Below are 23,504 nucleotides of genomic sequence, written 5' to 3' on the forward strand. Positions count from 1 at the left end.
AGACTATAAAGGAATTGCATATCCTAAAGAAATAGCGAAGCCTCTGTTTTTTACATCCAGTCCTTTTTCATCAGAGATATTGCTTAACCCTAAATTATATCTTCCGTCTACAATTATTTTTCCGGGACCTGCAGGAAGTGCTACACCAGCTCCCATCTGTAATCCGAAATCTACCGATTTGGTTTTACCATAAGCGGCTTTGATCCTGTCATTCTTTCCCATAAGGAATCCGATGGAAGGACCAGCATTCACATATACCGGACCAAAGCTGTACTTGGCCAATACCGGGATTTCTATATAATTGAAATTATAAGTATGATTTCCGAAGCTATTTTTAAACTTTGTTCCCTTGCTTATAAAATTAACCTCCGGTTGTACAGAAAAATTCTTTACACCCGTCTGTATATTAACCCCCAAGCCTGCCTGGAAAGACGTTTTGGATTTTTCTCCGTTCACATTTTTGATCGACTGATTGGCAATATTGATCCCTGCTTTAGGAATCAGTTCTATTCCGGAGTCTTTTTTTGTTTCTTTTGTCTGCTGTGCCTGTACTCCCAAACCTAATACAAGGGCCGTGATCGCTAAAAACTTTTTCATTTGATAAAATTTTAAATTATTGACTGATTTTTTAATGTTTCGATACTGCGAAATTATGCCGGTAAATAATCTCCACAGAGCGTTTTAAAAGTGAACCGTATAAATTGGAAGTCCAACCGTATTTTTTTAATATCCAGCCGAAAAAGTCCTTTTTTTATCGATTTTAAAGGTCGAAATAGAAGTTTTCCTTTCATTTTTGGTATCATACGTTTCACCTGCGATTAACTACGCTTCACCAGATTTCTGTATGAATATCCCTATTATATGAATTTATTTTGCTGCTGTAAAATTTAAAGACCAATGTTATGAATTACAGAAAAGGATATATGGCACTTTCACTTATAGCAGCAGTGACACTCTATTCCTGCGGCTCAGGAAATGCTCAGGAAAATGCAGCACAGATGCAGCAGGCATTGCCTACCGACTTCATTCAGGTAAAATCTGGAGATGCAGATATTTCTACAGGATACCCGGGAAGTATAGAAGGGCAGGATAACGTAGACATTAAAGCACAGGTAACAGGTTACCTGGAAGCAGTATATATCAAAGAAGGACAATATGTTAGTAAAGGGCAGACCTTATTCAGAATTAACCCATCTGTGTACAATGAGCAGGTTAATACCAATGAAGCGGCTCTGAAAGCCGCTTTGGCTGCCCAGGAAACCGCAAGGCTGGAAGTGGAAAAACTAAAACCTCTGGTAGAAGGAAAAGTAGTTTCCGATATGCAGTTGAAAACAGCACAGGCAAGTTATAAAGCAGCCTCCGCACAGGTTGCCCAGGCTCAGTCATCATTGGGGTCTTCAAAGATCAATGCCAATTTTACCTATATCAAAGCTCCGGTGAGCGGTTATATAGGAAGAATCCCGAACAGGGTAGGAAACCTGATCAGCCCTTCAGATCCGTCACCATTGACAACGCTTTCCAATATTAATACGGTGAATGTATATTTCTCTATGAATGAAGCCGATTTTATTGCTCACAGCAGAGCAGCGGCAGGAAACAATGCAGAAAATGTAGAATTGATTCTGGCAGACGGTTCAACCTATTCTTTCAAAGGAAGACTTGAAAATGCCAGCGGAAACTTCGACAGAAATACAGGAAGCATCCAGATGAAGGCCGTTTTCCAGAATCCGGATAAATTATTACGCGCAGGAGGTACTGCCAGAGTAATGATCTATAACGCTTTGAATAGTGTGGTTACCCTTCCGAAAACTTCCGTAAAAGATATTCAGGATAAATTTTTTGTTTATAAACTTGATGGGAAAGATAAAGTGAAAATGACCCAGATTCAGGTGTCAGGAGGTACCTCTCAGGATTACTTTGTAAAAGAAGGAGTAAATGCAGGTGATAAAGTGGCTGTCAACAGAATAGATGCTCTTACAGACGGAGCTAAAGTAGTGGCCAAAGTGACTCCTTCAAAATAATTATATAATCATTCTTAGAACATTCGAAAATGCTAAAAAAGATAATAGACCGTCCGGTACTGGCGACGGTAATATCCCTTATCATTGTCATTTTAGGGATTATAGGACTCAATCAGCTGGCGGTGACAAGGTTCCCCGATATTTCTCCGCCTACCATTACTGTTTCAGGATCTTATCCGGGAGGGAACAGTGAAACAGTGATCCGTTCCGTAGTAACACCTTTGGAAGAACAGATCAATGGGGTAGAAGATATGAGCTACATGAAGTCTACGGCAAGTAATGACGGTACATTTACCATTTCTGTAATCTTCAAACAGGGCGTGAATGCCGATCAGGCTGCCGTCAACGTGCAGAACAGAGTACAGCAGGCCACACCGATCCTTCCGCAGGAAGTGGTGAGGATGGGGTTGACCACTTCCAAGCAGCAGAACAGTATGGTATTGATCTTCAATATTTATACAGAAGACAATAAGCAGTATGATGAAACCTTCCTTCAGAACTATGCCAATATCAACCTTATTCCACAGATCAAAAGGGTGAAAGGAGTAGGACAGGCGCAGATCTTCGGGATCAAAGATTACTCTATGAGAATCTGGCTGAATCCTCAGAAAATGTCCTCTTATGGATTAGAGCCTTCAGATATTTCCAATGCCATTGCAGACCACAGTTTAGAATCTGCACCAGGTAAATTGGGAGAAGAATCCAATGCCGCACTGGAATACGTAATCAGATACAAAGGAAAAAAGAATAAACCGGAACAGTATGAAAACATCGTCGTTAAAAATGACGGAACCAATGTAATCAGGCTTAAAGATGTGGCCCGTGTAGAATTCGGGTCGATCAACAATACCGGCGATAACCTTTCCAATGGTAAGAATGCCGTTACTGTAGCCATTATGCAGACTACCGGCTCCAATGCCAACGAAATTGAAATTGGAGTTAATAAAGCCATTGATCAGCTGTCAAAATCATTCCCTCCGGGTATCAAATATACCAAGGTAATGAGTACAAAAGAAAGGCTGGATGAAGCGACAGGACAGGTGAAATCTACACTGATAGAAGCTTTTATACTGGTATTTATTGTGGTATTCATCTTCTTACAGGACTTCAGGTCTACGATTATTCCGGCGATTGCCGTTCCGGTAGCGATTATCGGTACGTTTTTCTTCCTTCTTGTATTAGGATTTACGATCAACGTATTGACACTTTTCGCCCTTGTACTGGCCATCGGGATTGTTGTCGATGATGCTATTGTCGTTGTAGAAGCTGTACACAGTAATATGGAAGGAACAGACCTTTCAGGAAGAGATGCCACTCATAAGGCGATGGGAGAAATTACAGGAGCGGTTATCTCCATTACCCTGGTTATGTCTGCGGTATTTATTCCGATCGGATTTATGTCAGGTTCTGCAGGATTATTCTATAAGCAGTTTGCCTATACACTGGCTATTGCGATTATTATTTCTGCTGTGAACGCTCTTACGTTGACGCCGGCTTTGTGTGCTGTGTTTTTGAAAAACCATCATGCAGAAGAAGGAGGAAAACCGAAAGGTTTCGGACAAAGATTTGCGGTAGCCTTTAATGCAGGTTTCAATAATATGACCAACCGTTATGCAAAAGGAGTAAAATTTTTAATTGGAAAAAAATGGATCGCAGCAGGATTGGTAGCCGGAATTATAGGTCTGTCTGCCTGGTTGATGACAAGTACCACCAAGAGTTTTGTTCCTATGGAAGATGACGGATTCTTCATCTACTCATTAAGCATGCCACCGGGAACTGGACTTACCAAAACAACAGAAGTTTCCAATAAGATCAATGCGATCTTAAAAACAGTAGATGCCGTTCAGGAAAATACATCCATTACAGGATTTAACCTTTTAAGTAACAGTGCCGGACCAGCTTATGCAATGGGATTTGTGAAATTAAAGCCTAAAAAAGAAAGAGGAGCTGTTCAGAATATCGATGAGATCATGAACATTGTGAATGAAAAACTGTCTGTGATCAAGGAAGGAAGTGTAATGAGCTTCAGAATGCCACCGGTAGAAGGATATGGAGTAACCAATGATGCTGAAGTAGTGCTTCAGGACCGTATGGCGAGAGATCCACAGGCTCTTAAAGCGAAGGCAGATGATGTAATTGGACAGCTGATGCAGGTTCCTGAAGTAGCATATGCTTATACCATGTTCAGAGCAGATTACCCGCAGCTGGAACTTGAAGTGAATGAAGATAAAGCAAAACAGCTGGGAGTAAGTATTGCTAATTTATTAGGAACCGTCCAGACTTATTTCTCCGGAGACCAATCCCAGAACTTCTCAAGATTCGGTAAGTTCTATAGAGTCAACATCAAAGCTGACGGGGTCTTCAGAATGGATGAGCAGGCGTTTAACGATATTTTTGTGAAAAATAACAAAGGCGATATGGTTCCTGCCAATACATTGATCACTTTGAAAAAAGTATACGGCCCGGAATCTGTACAGCGATACAACCTTTACAACTCATTAAACATCAATGTGGTACCAAAACCAGGAATCAGTAATGGAGCTTTGATGGATAAAATTGAACCTACATTGAACAAACTGCCTTCTGATTACAGTTATGAATGGACAGGATTAAGTTTAGAAGAAAAATCAGCAGGAAACCAGACAGTGGTCATCCTTGGGCTTTGTTTACTTTTCGTATATCTGCTTCTGGCAGCACAATATGAAAGTTATATTCTTCCACTGGCCGTAATGCTTTCCATCCCGACAGGAGTTGTAGGCGCATTCCTTGGGATCAAAGCCATAGGACTGGATAACAACATCTATGTACAGGTAGGACTGATCATGCTTATCGGTTTGTTGGCCAAAAACGCGATCCTTATTGTGGAGTTCGCTGTCCAAAGACGAAAGGCAGGACTCTCCATTCTGGATTCAGCATTAGAAGGAGCAAAAGCGAGGCTGCGACCGATCATTATGACTTCACTGGCCTTTATTGTAGGGATGATTCCATTGATGATTTCCACGGGAGGAATGGCTTCAGGAAATAAATCAATCAGTGTAAGTGCCGCCATAGGAATGTTGAGCGGAGTGGTTCTGGGGGTATTTGTAATCCCTGTACTGTACATGTTCTTTCAGTATCTGGACGAGAAATTTTCATCCAAAAAGAAGTATCCTGTAATCCAAAATCAATTGACAAATGAGACTATTTAATATAAAGAATTTCCTTATTTCAGGCGCATTGGCATCAGTACTGGTGTCTTGTGCCGTGGGGAAACCCTATACGAGAACAGATCTGCAGATTCCGGAGACTTATAAAGAATCTGTGCAGGTGACGGGAGATACGGTAGTACTTCCATGGAAGACCTTTTTCAAAGATCCTAAGCTGATAGGTTTAATTGATAAAGCACTCATCAGAAATACCGAGGTGAATGTCGCATTGAAAAACATCGAACAACTGGATCTGATCTATAAACAGGCTAAGCTGTCTCTGATGCCTACTTTGGATCTTACCGCAGGAGCCAACAGAAGCTGGGCTTCTACAAACACCCTTAATGGCTCTCTGAATGAGCAGTTCGTAGGAACCAAATATATGGATGATTTCAGTGCGGCCCTCAGACTTTCATGGGAAGTAGACATCTGGGGAAAAGCCAAAATGCAGAAAGAATCTGCAGCCGCTGAATATTTTGCCCAGAAAGAAAATTTAAATGCTGTAAAAAGCCGAATCATTGTTCAGGTAGCCCAGGCTTATTATAACCTGATAAGCTTAGACGAACAGTTGAAGATTGCCGAGCAGAACATCGAACTGAGCAATAATACTCTTAAAATGATGGATCTTCAGTTCAAAGCAGGACAGATCAATTCATTGGCGGTACAGCAGTCGGAGGCACAGAAGAAAACCGCTGAGTTGCTGATTCCGCTGGCCAAACAGAATATTTCCGTTCAGGAAAATGCACTGAGTATCCTTTGTGGTGAATATCCGGATAAGATCGAAAGAGAAGGTCATCTGAAAACAATGATCCCTGAAAATAAACTTTCAGAAGGACTTCCTGCACAGCTGTTGAGCAGAAGACCAGACCTGAAAGTTGCAGAATTTAATGTGATCAGCCTGAATTCAAAAACAGGATTGGCAAAAGCAGCAATGTATCCAAGTATCAGCCTGAGCCCACAGATAGGAGTAAACTCCAATAAATTCAGCTCATGGTTTGATATACCTGGCTCCATTACCAAAGCGATTGCAGCGAATCTTGCAGCTCCGATCTTTCAGAAAAAGCAATTAAAAACCGCTTATGAAACGGCTCTGATCGAACAGGAAAAAGCAGCTATTAATTTTAAACAGTCGGTAATGACTGCCGTAGGAGAAGTTTCTGATGCTATGGCAAAATCTAAAGGAACGTCCGAAAGATTACAGCTTTTAGACCAGAGAACAGCCATTTTAGACAAAGGCATCAATGATGCTCTTAAACTGTATAAAAGCGGTATGGCCACCTATCTTGAAGTGATCACAGCTCAGAACAATAAGCTTCAGAACGATCTTGAAGTCATCAATGTTACCCTAGAGCGTTTGAATGCTGAGGTGGATCTTTACAGAGCCCTTGGAGGTGGAGTACAGTAAGATATAAATGGTAAATAAATGCAGAAAAGGAAGTTACAGGTGTAGCTTCCTTTTTTGCTTAAATATTTGTGTTTTTACCAAAAAACTGATCGTAAATAATGAAGATGATGAAAACTATTTAGCCTGATAAGAGTAATCTTTAATAAAGTTCTGGCCTGCCACTACAGTTCTGTTCTCGTTCGTTTCTACAGTTCCACCTACCTCCGCTTTATAACTTACAGAAAGAGGAGCTCCGTCAAGATTAGCTAATATAATATGCAGACTGGAAAAATTAAATGGCTTTACGGTTTCAAATACATAGGTCTTCGTAGTTCCTGTAAAATTATTAACATCCAACTGAATATCGTTTTCATTACCCTGAGTTACTCCATTCATCTTCCAGACTGGGTTTCCGTATTGGCTGGTGTCGTGATTTCCTGCGCTTACGAGAAAATCTACCTGATCATTAGAATCTGCTCCGTTTACGGTAATCGTAAATTTCACATTGGCTTTGGCTTCTGACGGATCATCATCTTTGCTGCATGCTGTAGAAACTGTTCCCAGTAAACTTGCCATGAGAAGTCCTGAAATAATTTGTCTTGTGTTTTGAATTTTCATTCCCATTACTATTTTGCATTGTTAAAGGCAAATGTAGCTTGCAATGAAGTGTCAGAACAATACCATAAACTGGCGGTTTTTTTCTACCGGTAATTAGGTAGAGAAGATGAAAAAAATAAAGTCATAAGATTGTACATAAGGTAAAGTCTTATAAAATGCAAATATATAAAGATCAGAAGGTTTTATTAAAAAACGTTCAATGTTGAATGATTTTTATTTGCACAAAATCAATTGTTTATGAAAAATTTCATCTTTTTTTTTAAAAAAAGGATGCAAGATTTCTGAAATGAGTGATTTATATAAGTGAGTACTCGAAAATAATCAATGTTCAATGAAAAAATAATGCAATGAAAAAATTTACAGTACCCCGATTTTTAATAGCAGTTGTAATCGTATTGGTAGGATTTACTTTATCCTCATGCAATACCGACGGACCGGATGTACCACCGGTGAAGTTGGAAGAAATGAGCGGAAATTATAAAGGAAAACTGATTACCATACAGGGAAGCACAAGGAAAGAAAGTGTCAGAGATTTTAAAGTAAAAAAAGATACCATCATGTTTGCAGAATTTCCGATCAATGAAATTGTAAAAACAGTAGTGAAAGATCCGGTAAAAGCAGAAGCCGCATTAAAAGCGATTGGAAAAGTGAGATATGACCTTAAGTATACTGCATCAGTAAACCAAGCCAGTAATGTAGTGGAGCTGACTTTTGCCCCTAAGACGCTGGAACTGCAGATTCCAGTAGAAGGAGTGAATAAAAAGACTGTTGTGGTAATGACAGCAAAGCAGAAAGGATTTTATGTAGGCATGGACAGGTCGCTAAGATTTGCTGTCATGGCAGAAAAAATTACAGTAGACGGGACGTTACTTACCCCTTATGAGGTGATTGAGTATAACTTCCCATTCTGTATAAAAAATTAACAATAGATATGATCATAAATGGATTGCGTTTTAAAAGATGCAATCTATTTTTGCCCTGCCAATAGGGTCAATATTGAAACAGCTACGGCAGCAGTATATGAGTGAGAACAAAGAACAGATTTTAGTAAAGCAGCTTCTGAAAAAAGAGGAAGCAGCCTGGAAAGAGCTTTTTGGAGCTTATTCCGGAAATCTGACCTATGTGTGTTCACGGTACATCGCGGAAAAAGAAGATGTTCATGATGTTCTTCAAAACAGCTTTATCAAAATGTTCCGCTCGATAGAATCTTTTGAATATAGGGGAAATGGATCTTTGAGAGCCTGGATGACCCGTATTGTTGTGAATGAATCTTTGAAATATATCAGACGGAATAATGACTTCAAGTCTGCTGTGGAAGTAGAGGACCTCTCTGATATTCCTGAAGAGGAAGAACCTGATTTTGAAGAAGTACCACAGGAGGATATTATGAAAATGATCAGAACTCTTCCGGAAGGCTATAGGACGGTTTTCAATCTGTATGTGTTTGAAAAAAAGAGCCATAAAGAAATTTCAGGACTCCTGGGAATTGCAGAAAACTCTTCCGCATCGCAATTTCACAGAGCAAAAGCATTGCTTGTTCAGAAAATAAAAGAGTTTAAAATGTCAAAAAAAGCACAAGTATGAATAATGAATGGTTAAATAGCCTGCGCAGCAGAATGGAAGACCATGAAGAAGATATTCCTGATGGGCTGTGGGATGACATCAGAGACGAACTGTTCTCCGGAGAAGAAGAAAAAGGAGCTGTTTTCAGTTTAGCCTCCGAATCAGATAAGACTTCTGAAATGGGAGATACAGGAAACCCGGATGTGGGGCAAAGATCACTGCTATACCGTATAGGAGGTATTGCCGCAGCCATTGTACTGCTTATTCTGACCATGAAGTTATTGCCTGACAATAAAACAGATCAGATGCTTTCTGAAAATAAGGCAGATCATACAGAAAGTGCAGGGAAAAGTGCTGTTGAGAACAAACCGGAAAAGCCATTTACTCCAAATGCTGAAAAAGGAATGCATTTAAACACAGAAGCTTCTATAGCTCAGAATGCTTTTAATAAAGATGAGGTAAAAGAAACTGTGGGAAAAAGAAATTTTAACAACGTATGGAGAAGTGAACCCGGGAATAATAAAAAAGAACCCGGAAAAACAGAAAATATTGAAAAGTATTTCCCTGATAGTAACCTTGAGATGCCCAAAATAGTGTCTTCTGATGAAACCCCAAAAGGGTCGGTAAATGAGAAACCAGAAGATGAAGTTCTTTTGAAAGAACTTCAAAATGAGAAGGCCTATGCTGACCATAAGGATAAAACAGGAAAGCTTCATCAAAAAAGATCATGGATGTTGAGTATGCTTACAGGAAATGCTTCATCCAATTCGGCAGAACAGCAGTTTCCGGGGTATGCATCCATTGATGGGAAACCTATGAATATTGAACAAGTATGGACTGCAACAGAGTATGAAGAAGATCCTCTGACAGAAATTTTACTGGCCAATCAAAGCAGACCGGTAGAGGCCAGAATCAGGCATAAAGTCCCTGTTACATTAGGATTATCCCTGTATTATAACCTGGGAAAAAGGTGGGGAATAGGAACAGGACTGAATTACACCAAACTGGCTTCCGAGCTTCATTCAGGTAATGGAAGTAATTATATCAAAGGAGATCAGGTGGTTCACTATGTGGGAATTCCGGTTCAGGTCAATTATAATGTGATTCAGAAAGGACGGTTTACAGGATATGTTACAGGAGGGATGTTGTTGGAGAAACCTATATCGGGAAGTATTACAACAAATTATATCGTCAATGATGAGGTGAAAGAAACCATAAAGGAGAAGCTGGACCATAAGCCTTTGCAGTTTTCTGTCAATACGGCGGTTGGAGTACAGCTGAAAGTCATAGATAAATTTGGGATTTATGGAGAGCCGGGAATAGGCTATCATTTCAAAGGAGAAAATGCTCCCAATACAATGTATAAAGAAAAGCCACTCCTTTTTAATATAAAGTTTGGAGTCAGATTGCTGCTTGACTGAATGTAGAGGATGTTTATAGAGAAATCAACTTAAATGTCTATATATGAAAACAAAACTAATTTTTTTAGCCGTCGTATTATTCAGTTTTCTGAATATAAAGGCGCAGTGTAATCCTACCATAACCAGCCCCAGGCTTGGCTTGAAAATCACTGGAAGTATCCTGTTCTGTGATGGAGAGAATGAAGTCCTTTCGACACAAGCTTTCGGTTCATATCAATGGTACAAGCAGGAGTGGACCTGGCAGACCCCAAACAATAACCCCTGGGTTGCTATTCCGGGAGCTACATCACAGCAGTTGACGATTAACGGGGGCGATCAGCTTAATTATTTTAAAGTAGCAGTTGTGGAAGGAGACTGTATTGCAGAAAGCCCTGCCGTATTTGCAGATGGATTCGTTTACGGACTTCCTGCGATGATGTCTACTTTTACTCCGGGAACCTATGAAGAAACAGATACGGGAGCCATCAATGTATGCAATGGAGCATCAGTACAGTTTGATGATATTTTCCCTGTGGTATATGGGAAGCATCTTTGGTTCAGATGTGTTCCGGGAGGAAATCCTCCTGCCAACAATGATCCTTGTATTATTCCTGGCGTTCAGGGAGATACCTATGTTGCTACTCAAAACGGGAAATATGGATTTTATGCCTGTACAGAATATTGCCCGGAACAATGTCACATGCTGGATCCGCTTACGTTTGTAGAGCTGAACTTCGGAAACTGGGAATTCTGCAGTAATCTGGGAACAGGAGAGGTAAAAGCCCAAAATAACAACCTGAAAATATATCCGAATCCTACCGCTCAGTTCCTTTATATCGGGAAAGAATCAGATAAAAATTATAAAGAAATTACCATCATCGATATGTCCGGAAAGCTGATCATGAAAAAGAATGATCACAAGTATAATCAGGCGATTGATGTAAGCCACCTGGTCCCTGGAAATTATATCATTGTTTCTAAAAGTGATGACGGAACCGAGTATAAGAACAGATTTATAAAAAAATAAGATTAAATAATTTGAATACAGAAATATATTAAAATTTTGATTGTGGGAAAGAAGTATAGGTGCCGGAAGTAGGAGTATCCTTGTGCTGTAGAAGAAGATCTGAGCGTTATGTTTTTTTAATACTTGTGTAGAGCAACATCTCCTTGTTAAGTAATGGTCATTATAGGCCCCCTAATAAGGAACTTCTTCTTTTCGGCATCTGACTTCTTGATTTGAAATTTATTTTTTATTCAGAATTCAGATATATTAATTTCTTCGTTAGTTTAATAATAGTTGGGTCCGGTACAAATTGATTTTGTACCGGTTTTTTATTGTATGACGTTTTTATTATTTACGAATACCCGGAAATAATTGTAAATATAGATAGGAAAAAATGCTAGAAAAAGAGACAATAAGACATTTTTCTGAAATATATCGGCAAATTCAAAAGAGAAAAAAACAAACATTATATAGGTGATGTATAAACCTGCCGGAATCAAAATACTGATTTTTTTAGATCTTTTCCAATATAAAGCAACGGATGAAATAATATAAAGCATTGGGAAAAAGATAAAATTAAGCAGGTCAAGTAGTAGACTCCCTCCATGAACGTTTGAATATGGGACTTTACTTGTAAAGAAATCTGTTGATAGAAAAAGAATGGTAATTCCTGTAAAAAAGTCCAATACCGCATTCACCAACATCTTTTTTCTGAAGAAATATTTATAACAGATAATGATGCACAGTAATAAAATTAAAAAGAGAAGGCTTGAAAAAGTTAAGATCATAAGTGAATTCTAAATGATGATGATTAAGCGTCTGTGTGGTCTTGCATTTATTGAGAGATTTGCATAGGTAGGTAGACTATAGATTTACTGAAGGATAGATGCGCAATCCATTCCCAGGGTTTTCGTTTTCTCCTTTAAACCCATTTTTATAGCCTGTTTCTCAAGTTCTTTTATTTGTGCAGGCTTTGCAGTATTCAGCTTATAAAAAATGGTAAGCTCTTCCATGTTCAGTTTTTCACCTAATCCTTTTATAAAGCAATCTGCAAATTTTTCAGCATTTTTTTTAGAAGCACCCCCTTCGACTGTTCCTTTAGCGAGCTTGTTGCGTAATACCTTCAGCATAGAAACTTTGGTCTCAGTCGTTTTCGATTGTGCCATTACCCCATGGCTACAGCCTAAGATGATCATGTACAAGACAAAAAATAGTTTTTTCATGGTTATTGAGTTTAGTACCCGAAAATAAGACTTTTTATAACCAAATGATTGAATTTATTTTCTAGAAATGAATGGGTAATGGTATATTAAAGATCTGTCGAAGCACAAAAAGTGAAAGATGTACTTTCTGATCACTATTATCCAATCTTTGTTAGGAGCAGACAACTATTTTTCGTTCAGAATTTGTTGTAATATTAATGCGGTTGCTTTTGCATCATCTAATGCTCTATGAAATTTAAAATCTTCTTTTATATTCATTTTTTCTAAAACTCTTTCCAATGAAATTCCTGATGTAGAGATGTTTTTTTTAGCCAGCCAATAAATTCCCAGCGCTCGGATGTCAAAACCTCCACCAACAAAATATTGATTATAATCAAATCCAAATTCCGTAAACTCTTTTCTCAAAAGAGGCAAGTCATAATACAAACCCCAACCCGCTAACGTTGATTTATTTTTTTCTCCGTACCAATCTAAAAACAAAGGAATGGCTTCATCAAAATACTTTTCATGCTCAACCATTTCATTGGTAATGTTCGTAATATCTGTGATTTCAGGCAGAATTGGAAAATGTTTGGGTTTTATTAAAATTGAGAACTCGCTTTTTATTTCAAAAGTTTTCTTGTCTAATTTTACAGCCCCTATTTCTATGATATTCGTTTCGTGTATTTCATTTTTTCCAAAAGTTTTGCAACTTCCTTCTAAATCATAAATTACTAAATCACTTGAAAATTTCATAGTATGGTTTTTAAACGTTTTTAAATTGGGCTATCATTAATTTTTATCAAAGGTATATTATTACTGCGCAATCTATTAACGTAGGACCTTGCCTTTTGAGGCTGCCTTTTTATTTCGCTTTAATAAATGCTACAGCATCTACCTCTATCAGCATATTATCCAGAGCCAACCTTGGAACTGGAATGAGTGTACTGGCAGGAAGCTGATCATTTTTCCAGATCTTATTCGCTTCTTCTGTCCAAATTTTGAGTTTTTCCTGATTATGGTCTACAATCAATACTGTAATTTTAAGAACATCTTTAGGCTCTAATTTATATTCAGTCAATACTGTTTTCAGATTCTGAAGCGATGATTGTACCTGGGTTCTGAAATCTTCAGATAGCTGATGATTCAAACCTTCTCCACCGCTTTGACCGGATATATAAACATATTTTCCATTAGCTGTTGTGGGAGCTGCAGAATGCGAAAAAGCAAACGGAGTCGGGTCGAAAATGGCTGTTGGATTTTTATGTACAATTGAAGACGTTTCTTTTGTCGCTTTATGTTGTGCTAAAGCTAGAAAGCCCATGAAAAGGGCTGATAAGTTTAATATAGATTTCATTTTTCTTATGCTTGCAACAAATGTAGACCGATGGATGATAAGAAAACTATACATATGTTGATCGTATTTACCTAAAAAAGGTTAAGATAAAAAACAATTCCTCACTTGTATCTATAAAACTGAAGCAGAGATCTCAGGATCCATTTTTCTTAATATCGTTTTCAGAATATCTTTTTCCATAGAAAAAAATACAATTAAGTTCCTGATTTTCAAAATGACATATTAGTTATATTTACTTCAAAAACACACCATGCTGATCAAAATTTATGGCAGTGCCATTCATGGCGTTGCTGCACAGACGATAACGATTGAAGTGAATGTAGATACCGGAGTTGGATACCATTTGGTAGGTCTTCCGGATAATGCGATCAAAGAAAGCAGTTACAGAATTTCCGCTGCTTTGAAAAATGTAGGCTATAAGATTCCCGGAAAGAAAATTACCATTAATATGGCTCCTGCAGACCTTAGAAAGGAAGGTTCTGCGTATGACCTGAGTATTGCTATCGGGATTTTAGCAGCATCCGATCAGATTTTAGCTGAAGAAATTCAGGATTATATCATCATGGGGGAACTTTCTTTGGATGGAAGTCTTCAGCCTATAAAAGGAGTCCTTCCAATTGCTATTCAGGCAAGGGAAGAAGGATTTAAAGGAATTATTCTTCCCATTCAAAATGCGAGAGAAGCTGCCATTGTCGATAGTCTTGAGGTATATGGCGTAGAAAATATCAAAGAAGTCATTGATTTCTTTAATGAAGGGAAAGCAATTGAGAAAGTCGTATTGGATACCAGAAAAGAATTCCATGAAAAGATCAATGATTTTCCGTTTGATTTTTCAGAAGTAAAAGGTCAGGAAACGGCCAAAAGAGCAATGGAAGTAGCAGCGGCTGGTGGTCACAACATCATCCTGATAGGTCCTCCCGGAAGCGGAAAAACCATGTTGGCGAAAAGAGTACCCAGTATTCTTCCTCCTTTGACGTTAAAAGAAGCACTGGAAACCACTAAAATTCATTCCGTAGCAGGAAAGATAGGAACAGAAGCATCGTTAATGACTGTTCGTCCTTTCCGCTCGCCACATCACACAATCTCAGATGTTGCCCTTGTTGGTGGAGGAAGTTATCCCCAGCCCGGAGAAATTTCCTTAGCTCACAATGGGGTCTTATTTCTGGATGAAATGCCGGAGTTTAAACGGACGGTGCTGGAAGTCATGAGACAGCCTTTGGAAGATAGGGAAGTGACCATCTCCAGAGCACGGTTTACAGTAAATTATCCCGCAAGCTTTATGCTGGTAGCTTCTATGAACCCAAGTCCGAGTGGCTTTTTCCCTGATGATCCCAACAATACTTCTTCTGTGTACGAAATGCAACGATATATGAACAAACTTTCCGGGCCGCTTCTGGACAGGATCGACATTCATATCGAAGTACAGAAAGTAGAGTTTGAACAGCTTTCTGAAAAAAGGAAGGGAGAAAAAAGCAAAGACATCAGAGAACGGGTTTTGAAGGCAAGGGATATTCAGAATGAACGCTATAAAAATCTTAATATCAGTAGCAATGCCCAAATCGGTCCTAAAGAAATTGAAGCTTACTGTAATTTGGACGAAACTTCTTTTAACCTCATAAAACTGGCTATGGAGAAACTAAATCTTTCAGCAAGAGCCTATGACAGAATTTTGAAGGTAGCCCGAACGATTGCAGATCTCGAAGAATCTGAAAAGATCCTTTCCCATCATATCTCTGAAGCCATACAATACCGAAGCTTAGATCGTGAATTCTGGAATGGCTAATAGATTTGAATTCAAAAAATCATTACTATTGAAAAAGAAATTAAGTCTACTACTATAAATCAATATAATCTCAGACAACAAGAGACCTGATGTTTTAATTCTATTATAAATATAAATTTAGGTAATTACACAAAAAACTAGGAGATATATAAGATAAAAACTTTATTGTTAGGAGGTGCTTTTGTTTGTAGTTATAATACGATAAACTAAGTAACGCTGTAATTAAATTAGACAAATTTGTCATAAATTCGATGTCTGTTAATAAATAAACAAGTCATAATTTCAGTAATATAAAAGTTTTTTATATTTTTGCCGGCTTTTATTTGGATAGGTACAAAATTTGTATAAATTTGTATAGCATGTGAACACGTGTAATTTAATATTCATATTATGAAAAACAAATTAAAAGAACTTCTTAAAAGAGACTATTTAAAGTCTAAGAAAGGCTTTGTTGTTGGCATGGGTAGCATATCTGATATTTGGGGAAGTTGCTATTATGCTAATCCCAAACTAAGACCAGAAAAAGATTTTGACGAAATTTATTCTGACTGGATTTTTGTTGGAGAAGATATTGAAAATGCACTAAAGGAATTTAAAAAGAATATTAATTTAGAGAATAAGCGATTAAACAATAATAGCCATGCCAGAGAAAAGTCAGAATGCACCTGAAGAAACTTCAGTTGAGAATGCTTCTAAGAATAATAAGCCAGAATCAGAAAAAGAAACTGAAATTATTGATGCTGACTTCATAGATCTTCCAGAAGAATATAGGGAACCTGCACAAATTCTTTTTGAAGAGAATCCTAATATTTTTAATGGAATGAGTCGTTCTCAAAAAATTGAAGTTATTAAAACTGTTGGATTTGTTTCACTAAAGGCTACAAGTCACTCTGGCCCACTTCCAGATCCAGATTCACTTCAAAGATATAATGAAATAATACCTAATGGAGCTGACAGAATTATGAAGTTAGCTGAAAATCAACAAAACCATAGATTTGAATGTGATAGAAAAGATATTAAGGCAACAAATAATCAAACTACGAGAGGACAATGGTTTGCATTTATTCTAGCACTGCTATTTGCTGTATCTGGTGTTTATTTGGCTATGAATGACCATGAAACTGCTGCAGGAATTATTTTTGGAACAACAATTGTGGGTTTGGCTGGAACGTTTTTAGTTGGAAAAATTATAAGTAATAAAAATTCTAATGAATAACGCTTATTTGTACTGTAAATGAGATAAATTCACTATTATTTTATTTAAAAGAGCAATATCGTTTCTTTAGGTAATAACAATTTTAAATTACTAATATTAAATTGAGCTTATTAACCGTTTCCATAGATACAAATGAATGGTAAATAATATTTGCAAACGTCTATTGTTCAATTTTCTATTTACCACTTTTATATTTATATCTGCCATAACTTTACTTAAAAATAAAAGCTAATGGCAGATATTATTATTTTTGGTAATTTCTAATTATTAAAATTTGTATAGAGAGATTATAGTATCTAAGTTTAATTCATTGTTACTTTGATAATATTCTGTACAGCAGGAACTGAATATTGGGTTCCAACTTTAGAAATAGGTATACTTTCATTTTGTGGGGTTCCTCCAAATAAAGCCTGGTGATTTCCCGCTCCAGGATATTGGTCTACTCCCGTCCCGGAATCAAATAAAGAAGTTTTTGAAGTAAGATCCCCTTTTACATTAGCTTCGATACTTTGCTCATTGGCATAGAACCAGTCATTAGAAAATCCAAACATGGTTGCGTAGGCAATTTTGTCTCCAGGATCAGCATTGAAATTTGCCATTACCTTACTTCCAGGCGGCACAGGTGCATTGCCCGCAACATACACGCCTTTCACATTCGGTAACGATTTCAGACTGTTCTGAAGTTTCGTTACATTACCAAACTGGGCAATTTCTTTCAACCCCATTCCGGTATCTGTTTTTCCCAGTTCATAAATCGGATTCTTATCCCCACGATAAACGACAACCAATGCAGGGGAGAGCCCTGTCATAATTCCTGTATTGGCCATAAGTTTTACCTTCATTTTATCAATATTTCCCATCTGGGCAATATCTGTGATTTCAGGATTGGATAAAGCATTAGGCGTAAAAAATGGAGTGCTGTTCAGTAATTGAGTACCATTATAGTTGGAAACGGCCCATACCCCGGGAGAAAAAGGAGTCTCATTAGCTGTTCCGCCGGAAGTGTTCATAATAGTTAGAGTAAATTCGGAAGTTGCATCATTATAGGTAAGATTAAGTTTCATCAGTTGTGAAGCATTGACATTAGGAACCTGTGTGATAGGTTTGCTCTCAGACTGTCCGGTCATGTTGTCCTTCGTTCCGTTGTCCCATAATAACACGCTTGAAGAGACATCACCTGTGATGGCATTTCCATTAGTGTCAAAGAGTTTGATGCCCGGCTGCTGAGAAGCAAAGAACCAATCTTTTGAAGCTCCATACATGGTGGCAAACATAAGAGCCTGGGTTTTCCCTGCACTGAACTTGAAAGATACAGACTGCCCCGGCATAATCACCGGAGGAGTTCCTGTTCCCTGAAAGCTTCCGCTTTGCACAAAATCTTTAGGAGTAACAACGTTTTCAAAGGTAATCGTTCTTTGAAAAGACATATCCATCATTCCATTGTCTGAATCGCTGCATGATGAAAGAGTAAATGTTGCCATGATCCCTGCCATAGCTGCTGTGATTTTTAAAAAAGTCTTTTTCATAAAAGTTATTTTTTTATAGTTATAACTGGTAGTTGAAACTATAGTCGAAGCCTTTTTTAAATCCTGACAAAAAAATTGAATATTGATTGACGATGTATTTGTTACGTACTGTAAATCAAGATGTTTTTTTTAATTGTTTAATAAATAATACGTCAAGTTTTGTCGCAGTATAGGGTGATATTTGCATAAGACAAAACAAAATATGGCCATATAAGTAGTTGTCTAAAAAATTAACCTGTAATCAAAAAATATTAAAATGAAATTCACCGATGATTTTTTCTCAGCCACTTCAACAGATCCTGCCGATGAATTGGTACAATTAGTAGATAGTTATTCAAAAGAAAATGTAAACTATAAAAAAGTGACCAGCTGGTATCACGCTGCTGCTCCGGTTCCAATGACTGATGCATTATGTGACGGGATTATTTATAGAAAAAGATGGAATGCTTCTGAAAATAAAAATGATTATTATGTATTAACAAGCTTTTTAGCAGGAGAGCCAATTAATATTGAGCTTTTTGGGGCAATAGGAGATGCTACAACAGATGATACAAAAGCTTTTCAAAACGCAGCTAAATTTGTCAATGGACTTTATGACTTTGTATCAGCAAATCCAAACGACTCTCAGGAAAACTGGTCGCTTGAAAAAGTAGGCGTTACTTTAGTGGGAAACAGTCCTGTTGGATATAGAATAGAAAAAACAATCCAATTTAAAAAACCAGTCAACTTTTTGGTGGAAAAGATATTTTATAGAGGAACCTCTGATAAAACGGCTTTAATTTTCCAGAATAGCCATAGAAATGTTATTGATACTCATGTTACAGCATATCCGAAAGCTGATTTTTCTTCCGATGATTTTATTGGAATTCATATTCAGGGAGCTGTCTATTCTACACTTAAAGTTGGAGCTTCGTTCTTTACCAAAGGAGTTATTTGTGAAGCCAATAAAACTGCGGGAATATTTGAAGGTTTTGCATGGAACGACATTCAATTGAAATCATTTACCACGAATCTGGATTCTTTTGTCATAAGAAATATGAATAATGGCTGGGCCAATGCCAATAGAGTAACAGGAGGGGAGTTTGGTTCTTTTTCCGGGCTGCTTGATGAAAGTAAACCTGTACGAAGAAGAAGGACTTTTATAAAATTTGAAAAAGATGCTGCATCTAAAGAATGTAATTCCTGGTTATTTTTTAATCAGTCTTTTGAAGGAAAATATTTAGATAGCAATAAAAATCTGCTTGAGGAAACACTTTGCTTTGATTTTTCCGAGGCAAGTTGCTCAGGAATTTCAATTGTAGAACCTAGAATAGAAAATGTAAATGATAAAAGGGTTGGTATTTTCCGCCGAGGTTCAGAATTTACATTCAAATCGAACCAATATGTTTCTGTAACAGATTTTACAGATGAAAACGGAATCAAATATATTGGTGAAAATCCTCTTGTTCTTCTGGATGAGAATTTAGCAGGGGATTATAAGCGGGATGGTAAAACTGAGTCTACAACTCCGTATGTGGTCCCTCAGACCTATGTTAAAAATTTAGAATCATTTAACGAGAATACAGGCCTTATCCCCAATGCTTACTATCCTAATAAATTTTGTCAGGTCTTCAAAATCAATAATCCTAATACATCTTTATGGGTAAAATGGAACAGATTCGCAGAATTTGTTCTATTTGATAAAGACAGAAAAGTAATCACTAATTCTGTAAAGCTGAAGGAACAAATACAATTAATCAATAATATTCCAAGTGATTTTTGGGCAGATATTACTCCTAATATGGCGGTTATCAGATTAGGAGCAGAAACATATGGCGATTATATTAATAGCTTTCCATTCATCCCAGATGCAAAATATGTAGGTATTATTCAGAGAACTTTTGAGAATGCAAGGCTGAAAGTGATGATCAATAAAAAAGATATAGGATGTATTGAAAAAGTAAAATTCCTGGGTATTCCCGAAGATACTTATGCAATTGCAGATGACCCTTCAAGTTCTCTTATGTCTGGCTTCAACTTTAATACAGGTGAGAAGTTTTATAACTTTAGCACTCATAAGACGTCAGTTATTAAAGAGTCCGGAGTAGGAAGTCCTTTGTTAGGATATACAGTTGATGCAACCAGCGGCTTAAGTACGTTTATAGTAAAAACCGGAGATCCTGAAAAGTTATCTCTTGGAACTATATTTTACATCAATTCAGTTGGTGGAACGGTTCGTTTTAAAATTGTAGAGAAAAAAGGAAATATAATCACAACCAATATTCCTTCTTCTGTCACTGCAAATGATACGGCTGTTACTTTCCCGTTATGTACTTATGATACGTATTAAATTGAAATGATTCTTATTAAAAATTAATAACCATTATTGAAGAGTTCAGGAATTCCTGGACTCTTTTTATATTCCCCTTTTCCCATCCAGAATCATCTGGATCATTTTCACCTTTCTATTCTCTCTCGTCTCAGGTTTCTTGGCTTCTTCAATCCAGCGGATGTATTCTTTTTTGTGGGTATAGCTCATCTTGTCAAATAATATTTTTGCTTCAGGATTCTCATTAAAGACCAAAGTAATATCCTCTGCAATTTCAACGATGCGCTCTTCCTTATCTTCAATAAGAGAAACAGAAACCTCATCACCAAAAGTTTTTCCGAGCTGTTGTCTGACTTCCTGAGTCAGTCCTAAAATATGACAATCCGATTTCATTTTGACAAGACTTCCACGGTATTCAACCTTATCGTCGAAGGTAGCTTTTATTTTTACCTGTCCTTTTTTACCGAACATATCTTCTGCGGAGAAGGGAAACTCTACATAAGCAGCGTTCATTTCCCCATTTTGTTTAATGATGGCGGCGAACTTTATAGGTTGAGGATTCATGACTGATATTTTAATCATTAAAAATAAAAAAACCGTGAAAATTAATTTCACGGTTTTCAAAAATAAATCAGATCAGATTATTTTTTCTTTATTTTCTTAGGAGTTGCAGTAGTTCCTGAGTTTTTAGTTTTAGTATCAGCAGGAGTATTTGCGTCTCTTACAAGCTTCAATTCGTCCACTAGTCTTCTTGCACCAGCATATTTGTCGATGGTCCAAAGAACGAAACGAACATCTACGTTGATCGTTTTCTGCCATTCAGATTCGAATACAATATCACCGCTTAAAGCTTCGCTGTTTCCATCGAATGCAATACCGATAAGGTTTCCGTCTCCATCAATTACCGGAGAACCAGAGTTACCTCCTGTAATGTCGTTGTTGGAAAGGAAGTTTACAGGCATATATCCTTTAGCATCAGCATACTGTCCGAAATCTTTAAGGTTATAAAGATCGATCACTCTTTGTGGAAGATCAAATTCTTCATCCCCTTTCTTATATTTTCCAACAAGACCGGTCATATCAGTGTAATAGTTGTCTGTAACACCGAAATAGTTTCTGTCATTTCTGATAGGAAGTTTATCTACAGTACCGTAAGTTAATCTCATTGTAGAGTTAGCATCCGGGTAGAATTTCTTCTCAGGCATTGCCTTCATCAGACCTGCTAAGAACAGACGGTTGTTTTTGGCAAAATTGTCATCCACTTTCACAAATCTTTCATTGCTCATCTTTTGATCAGCAGAAATTCCGTTAGCTGCTTTCCAAAGCGGATCAGCATCAAGCTTCAATGCATCCGGATTCAATAAGAAGTTCGTTGCAGAAGTTTTGTTGGCAAAAATTGAAGAGTAAGCAAGGTTTGAAACCGTTTTAGCATCTAAACCTAAAATCGTAGCAGAAGCAACTTCTGTGTTTTTTACTCTTGATTGGTAAAGACTTGTCATAGCAGCAAGCATTTCTCCCTCCAAAGATGGGTTGAAGTTTTCATAAGCTTCTTTAATAGCCGCTTCAGTTTTAGCCTTCATAGCCAATCTTCCCTGCATATCCTGAGCAGCATAAGCTTTAAGTACAGAACCTACTTTTTGAGCAAGAGAAATATATTTTGCATTTCTGGAGAACTGTGTTGCATAGTTTCTTTCAACATTTCTTTCAGATACCTGCTTATAATAAGCCTCTATATCTCCCAGAATACCATCATATTCTTCATTTCCTGTCTGGATAGACCATTTTCTGTATATATCTTCGATCTTTTGCTTGTCAGTAATAGTACCGTTTTTCTCTACTGCATCAATCGTTCCCTGTCTGTTTTTCCAGTAGTTAGCTACTGAAGCATACTGAGAAGCATAATTAAGTTGAGTTGCTTTATCCTTGTCCATGTATTTTTTCATAACATCCATGGCTACTTTAGAAGCTTCAACCCATGCCGGATAGTCTTTGTTTACCATCTGCTGAATTCCGTAAGAAGTCAGATAACGGTTTGTTCTTCCCGGATAACCCATGATCATTGAGAAATCACCTGGCTTAATTCCCTTAAGAGAAACCGGAAGTGAGTGCTTCGGAGTCAAAGGAACGTTGCTTGGAGAATATTCCGCAGGGTTTCCTGCAGCATCAGCATAGACTCTGAAAACCGTGAAGTCTGCAGTATGTCTTGGCCACTCCCAGTTATCAGTATCACCACCGAATTTTCCTAATGAGGAAGGAGGAGCACCTACTAATCTTACATCTTTATAATCTTGGTATACGAAATAATAGAATTCGTTTCCGTTGAAGAAATCCTTTACAACTACTGTATATTTCCCGTTCTCAGAATTTTCTGTCTGAATTGCTTTTGTTTCAGCATCAATAATAGCCTTTCTCTCAGCGCCGGTCATATTGTTGTTCAGTTTGGATGTGATTCTTTTAGTCGCATCATCCATTCTTACCAGGAATCTTACATAAAGATCCTTTGCATTGAATTCGTCTTTCTGTTTCATTGCCCAGAAACCGTTCTTCAAATAATCTTTTTCAGGAGTAGAAGCAGCAGCTACAGCTCCGTAACCACAGTGGTGGTTGGTAAATAAAAGTCCTTTATCAGAAACAATTTCACCCGTACAGAAACCACCGAAGCTTACGATAGCATCTTTCATACTTGAATTGTTCACAGAATAAATTTCCTCAGGCGTCAGGTGAAGACCCTCTTTTTGCATATCAACACCGTTAAGTCGTTTGATAAGCATAAGCAGCCACATCCCCTCATCCGCCCTCATCTGAGCAAAGCCCAGCAAGAAAGTGAATAGTAGAAATAGTCTTTTCATTTTATAAAATAATTTTTGTGTCGCTAATTTACTAATTTTTACGAGATTCTATCCCGGATTGGTATGAAAATGGAATGATAATCCGC

Annotated in this window: 19 protein-coding genes; 11 read left to right on the plus strand and 8 right to left on the minus strand. The window is 37.5% G+C overall.

The features are described 5' to 3' along the window. Positions 1–3: 3 nt before the first annotated feature. Entirely contained in the window at positions 4–597 is a 594-nt protein-coding gene (locus tag AC106K_RS21945) for a porin family protein (RefSeq protein ID WP_482447577.1), read from the minus strand. A 305-nt stretch (positions 598–902) separates the two neighbouring features. Here AC106K_RS21945 and AC106K_RS21950 point away from each other — a divergent pair, with 305 nt between their 5' ends. From AC106K_RS21950 to AC106K_RS21960, 3 genes are read left to right on the plus strand one after another with little or no spacing between them, the layout of a single operon-like run. Beyond that, positions 903–2,021, plus strand: a complete 1,119-nt coding sequence (locus AC106K_RS21950) for an efflux RND transporter periplasmic adaptor subunit (protein ID WP_482447578.1) — start codon at positions 903–905, stop codon at positions 2,019–2,021. A gap of 29 nt (positions 2,022–2,050) precedes the next feature. Beyond that, entirely contained in the window at positions 2,051–5,209 is a 3,159-nt protein-coding gene (locus AC106K_RS21955; RefSeq protein WP_185289968.1) for an efflux RND transporter permease subunit, read from the plus strand. Next, positions 5,196–6,611: an efflux transporter outer membrane subunit gene (locus tag AC106K_RS21960; protein WP_482447580.1), complete on the plus strand. Its 1,416-nt coding sequence runs from the start codon at positions 5,196–5,198 to the stop codon at positions 6,609–6,611. The genes AC106K_RS21955 and AC106K_RS21960 overlap by 14 nt, the downstream gene beginning before the upstream one ends. A 114-nt stretch (positions 6,612–6,725) precedes the next feature. Here AC106K_RS21960 and AC106K_RS21965 read toward each other — a convergent pair whose 3' ends face one another. Then, the gene (locus AC106K_RS21965) at positions 6,726–7,208 is read right to left on the minus strand and encodes a hypothetical protein (RefSeq protein ID WP_482447581.1); all 483 of its coding nucleotides are present in this window, start codon (positions 7,206–7,208) and stop codon (positions 6,726–6,728) included. Positions 7,209–7,555: 347 nt separating this feature from the next. Between AC106K_RS21965 and AC106K_RS21970 the strand changes: the two genes are divergently transcribed. The 4 genes from AC106K_RS21970 to AC106K_RS21985 all read left to right on the plus strand — a co-directional run bounded on the left by AC106K_RS21970 (position 7,556) and on the right by AC106K_RS21985 (position 11,198). After that, the gene (locus AC106K_RS21970; RefSeq protein ID WP_482447582.1) at positions 7,556–8,131 is read left to right on the plus strand and encodes a DUF4840 domain-containing protein; all 576 of its coding nucleotides are present in this window, start codon (positions 7,556–7,558) and stop codon (positions 8,129–8,131) included. Positions 8,132–8,228: 97 nt separating this feature from the next. Beyond that, a complete protein-coding gene (locus AC106K_RS21975) occupies positions 8,229–8,792 on the plus strand; it encodes an RNA polymerase sigma factor (RefSeq protein ID WP_482447639.1) in 564 nt (187 codons plus the stop codon). After that, positions 8,789–10,192 carry an outer membrane beta-barrel protein gene (locus AC106K_RS21980; protein ID WP_482447583.1) on the plus strand — a complete coding sequence of 468 codons (1,404 nt, stop codon included), beginning with the start codon at positions 8,789–8,791 and terminating at the stop codon, positions 10,190–10,192. The genes AC106K_RS21975 and AC106K_RS21980 overlap by 4 nt, the downstream gene beginning before the upstream one ends. Positions 10,193–10,235: 43 nt before the next feature. Further along, positions 10,236–11,198, plus strand: a complete 963-nt coding sequence (locus AC106K_RS21985) for a T9SS type A sorting domain-containing protein (RefSeq protein ID WP_482447584.1) — start codon at positions 10,236–10,238, stop codon at positions 11,196–11,198. An 851-nt stretch (positions 11,199–12,049) separates the two neighbouring features. Here AC106K_RS21985 and AC106K_RS21990 read toward each other — a convergent pair. The 3 genes from AC106K_RS21990 to AC106K_RS22000 all read right to left on the minus strand — a co-directional run bounded on the left by AC106K_RS21990 (position 12,050) and on the right by AC106K_RS22000 (position 13,736). Next, positions 12,050–12,400, minus strand: a complete 351-nt coding sequence (locus AC106K_RS21990; RefSeq protein WP_482447585.1) for a hypothetical protein — start codon at positions 12,398–12,400, stop codon at positions 12,050–12,052. Positions 12,401–12,565: 165 nt separating this feature from the next. Beyond that, positions 12,566–13,135, minus strand: a complete 570-nt coding sequence (locus AC106K_RS21995) for an exonuclease domain-containing protein (protein WP_482447586.1) — start codon at positions 13,133–13,135, stop codon at positions 12,566–12,568. A 109-nt stretch (positions 13,136–13,244) separates the two neighbouring features. Beyond that, positions 13,245–13,736: a RidA family protein gene (locus AC106K_RS22000; RefSeq protein ID WP_482447587.1), complete on the minus strand. Its 492-nt coding sequence runs from the start codon at positions 13,734–13,736 to the stop codon at positions 13,245–13,247. 250 nt (positions 13,737–13,986) lie between these two features. On the opposite strand from AC106K_RS22000, the gene AC106K_RS22005 reads away from it, so the two are divergent. The 3 genes from AC106K_RS22005 (at position 13,987) to AC106K_RS22015 (ending at position 16,735) form a co-directional block, all read left to right on the plus strand. Then, a complete protein-coding gene (locus AC106K_RS22005; RefSeq protein WP_482447588.1) occupies positions 13,987–15,519 on the plus strand; it encodes a YifB family Mg chelatase-like AAA ATPase in 1,533 nt (510 codons plus the stop codon). A 390-nt stretch (positions 15,520–15,909) separates the two neighbouring features. Then, a complete protein-coding gene (locus AC106K_RS22010; RefSeq protein WP_482447589.1) occupies positions 15,910–16,188 on the plus strand; it encodes a hypothetical protein in 279 nt (92 codons plus the stop codon). Then, a complete protein-coding gene (locus tag AC106K_RS22015; protein ID WP_482447590.1) occupies positions 16,160–16,735 on the plus strand; it encodes a DUF2335 domain-containing protein in 576 nt (191 codons plus the stop codon). The genes AC106K_RS22010 and AC106K_RS22015 overlap by 29 nt, the downstream gene beginning before the upstream one ends. A gap of 302 nt (positions 16,736–17,037) precedes the next feature. On the opposite strand, the gene AC106K_RS22020 is transcribed toward AC106K_RS22015, so the two are convergent. Then, the gene (locus AC106K_RS22020) at positions 17,038–18,261 is read right to left on the minus strand and encodes a spondin domain-containing protein (protein WP_482447591.1); all 1,224 of its coding nucleotides are present in this window, start codon (positions 18,259–18,261) and stop codon (positions 17,038–17,040) included. 256 nt (positions 18,262–18,517) lie between these two features. On the opposite strand from AC106K_RS22020, the gene AC106K_RS22025 reads away from it, so the two are divergent. Then, on the plus strand, positions 18,518–20,590 hold the full coding sequence (locus tag AC106K_RS22025) for a hypothetical protein (RefSeq protein WP_482447592.1): 2,073 nt from the start codon (positions 18,518–18,520) through the stop codon (positions 20,588–20,590). 66 nt (positions 20,591–20,656) lie between these two features. Here the strand turns inward: AC106K_RS22025 and AC106K_RS22030 are convergent, their stop codons facing one another. Together AC106K_RS22030 and AC106K_RS22035 are read right to left on the minus strand one after the other, a co-directional pair. Then, positions 20,657–21,133 (minus strand): YdeI/OmpD-associated family protein, encoded by a 477-nt coding sequence (locus tag AC106K_RS22030; RefSeq protein ID WP_482447593.1) that lies wholly within the window; start codon positions 21,131–21,133, stop codon positions 20,657–20,659. A gap of 77 nt (positions 21,134–21,210) precedes the next feature. Further along, positions 21,211–23,418 (minus strand): S46 family peptidase, encoded by a 2,208-nt coding sequence (locus AC106K_RS22035; protein WP_482447594.1) that lies wholly within the window; start codon positions 23,416–23,418, stop codon positions 21,211–21,213. Positions 23,419–23,504: the final 86 nt, after the last annotated feature.

This window comes from Chryseobacterium sp. FR048 (assembly GCF_056844665.1).

Bases quoted from the DNA above. Each gene is read 5' to 3' on its own strand.
- AC106K_RS21945 (WP_482447577.1), bottom strand. From the start codon at position 597: ATGAAAAAGTTTTTAGCGATCACGGCCCTTGTATTAGGTTTGGGAGTA.
- AC106K_RS21950 (WP_482447578.1), top strand. From the start codon at position 903: ATGAATTACAGAAAAGGATATATGGCACTTTCACTTATAGCAGCAGTG.
- AC106K_RS21955 (WP_185289968.1), top strand. From the start codon at position 2,051: ATGCTAAAAAAGATAATAGACCGTCCGGTACTGGCGACGGTAATATCC.
- AC106K_RS21960 (WP_482447580.1), top strand. From the start codon at position 5,196: ATGAGACTATTTAATATAAAGAATTTCCTTATTTCAGGCGCATTGGCA.
- AC106K_RS21965 (WP_482447581.1), bottom strand. From the start codon at position 7,208: ATGAAAATTCAAAACACAAGACAAATTATTTCAGGACTTCTCATGGCA.
- AC106K_RS21970 (WP_482447582.1), top strand. From the start codon at position 7,556: ATGAAAAAATTTACAGTACCCCGATTTTTAATAGCAGTTGTAATCGTA.
- AC106K_RS21975 (WP_482447639.1), top strand. From the start codon at position 8,229: ATGAGTGAGAACAAAGAACAGATTTTAGTAAAGCAGCTTCTGAAAAAA.
- AC106K_RS21980 (WP_482447583.1), top strand. From the start codon at position 8,789: ATGAATAATGAATGGTTAAATAGCCTGCGCAGCAGAATGGAAGACCAT.
- AC106K_RS21985 (WP_482447584.1), top strand. From the start codon at position 10,236: ATGAAAACAAAACTAATTTTTTTAGCCGTCGTATTATTCAGTTTTCTG.
- AC106K_RS21990 (WP_482447585.1), bottom strand. From the start codon at position 12,400: ATGAAAAAACTATTTTTTGTCTTGTACATGATCATCTTAGGCTGTAGC.
- AC106K_RS21995 (WP_482447586.1), bottom strand. From the start codon at position 13,135: ATGAAATTTTCAAGTGATTTAGTAATTTATGATTTAGAAGGAAGTTGC.
- AC106K_RS22000 (WP_482447587.1), bottom strand. From the start codon at position 13,736: ATGAAATCTATATTAAACTTATCAGCCCTTTTCATGGGCTTTCTAGCT.
- AC106K_RS22005 (WP_482447588.1), top strand. From the start codon at position 13,987: ATGCTGATCAAAATTTATGGCAGTGCCATTCATGGCGTTGCTGCACAG.
- AC106K_RS22010 (WP_482447589.1), top strand. From the start codon at position 15,910: ATGAAAAACAAATTAAAAGAACTTCTTAAAAGAGACTATTTAAAGTCT.
- AC106K_RS22015 (WP_482447590.1), top strand. From the start codon at position 16,160: ATGCCAGAGAAAAGTCAGAATGCACCTGAAGAAACTTCAGTTGAGAAT.
- AC106K_RS22020 (WP_482447591.1), bottom strand. From the start codon at position 18,261: ATGAAAAAGACTTTTTTAAAAATCACAGCAGCTATGGCAGGGATCATG.
- AC106K_RS22025 (WP_482447592.1), top strand. From the start codon at position 18,518: ATGAAATTCACCGATGATTTTTTCTCAGCCACTTCAACAGATCCTGCC.
- AC106K_RS22030 (WP_482447593.1), bottom strand. From the start codon at position 21,133: ATGAATCCTCAACCTATAAAGTTCGCCGCCATCATTAAACAAAATGGG.
- AC106K_RS22035 (WP_482447594.1), bottom strand. From the start codon at position 23,418: ATGAAAAGACTATTTCTACTATTCACTTTCTTGCTGGGCTTTGCTCAG.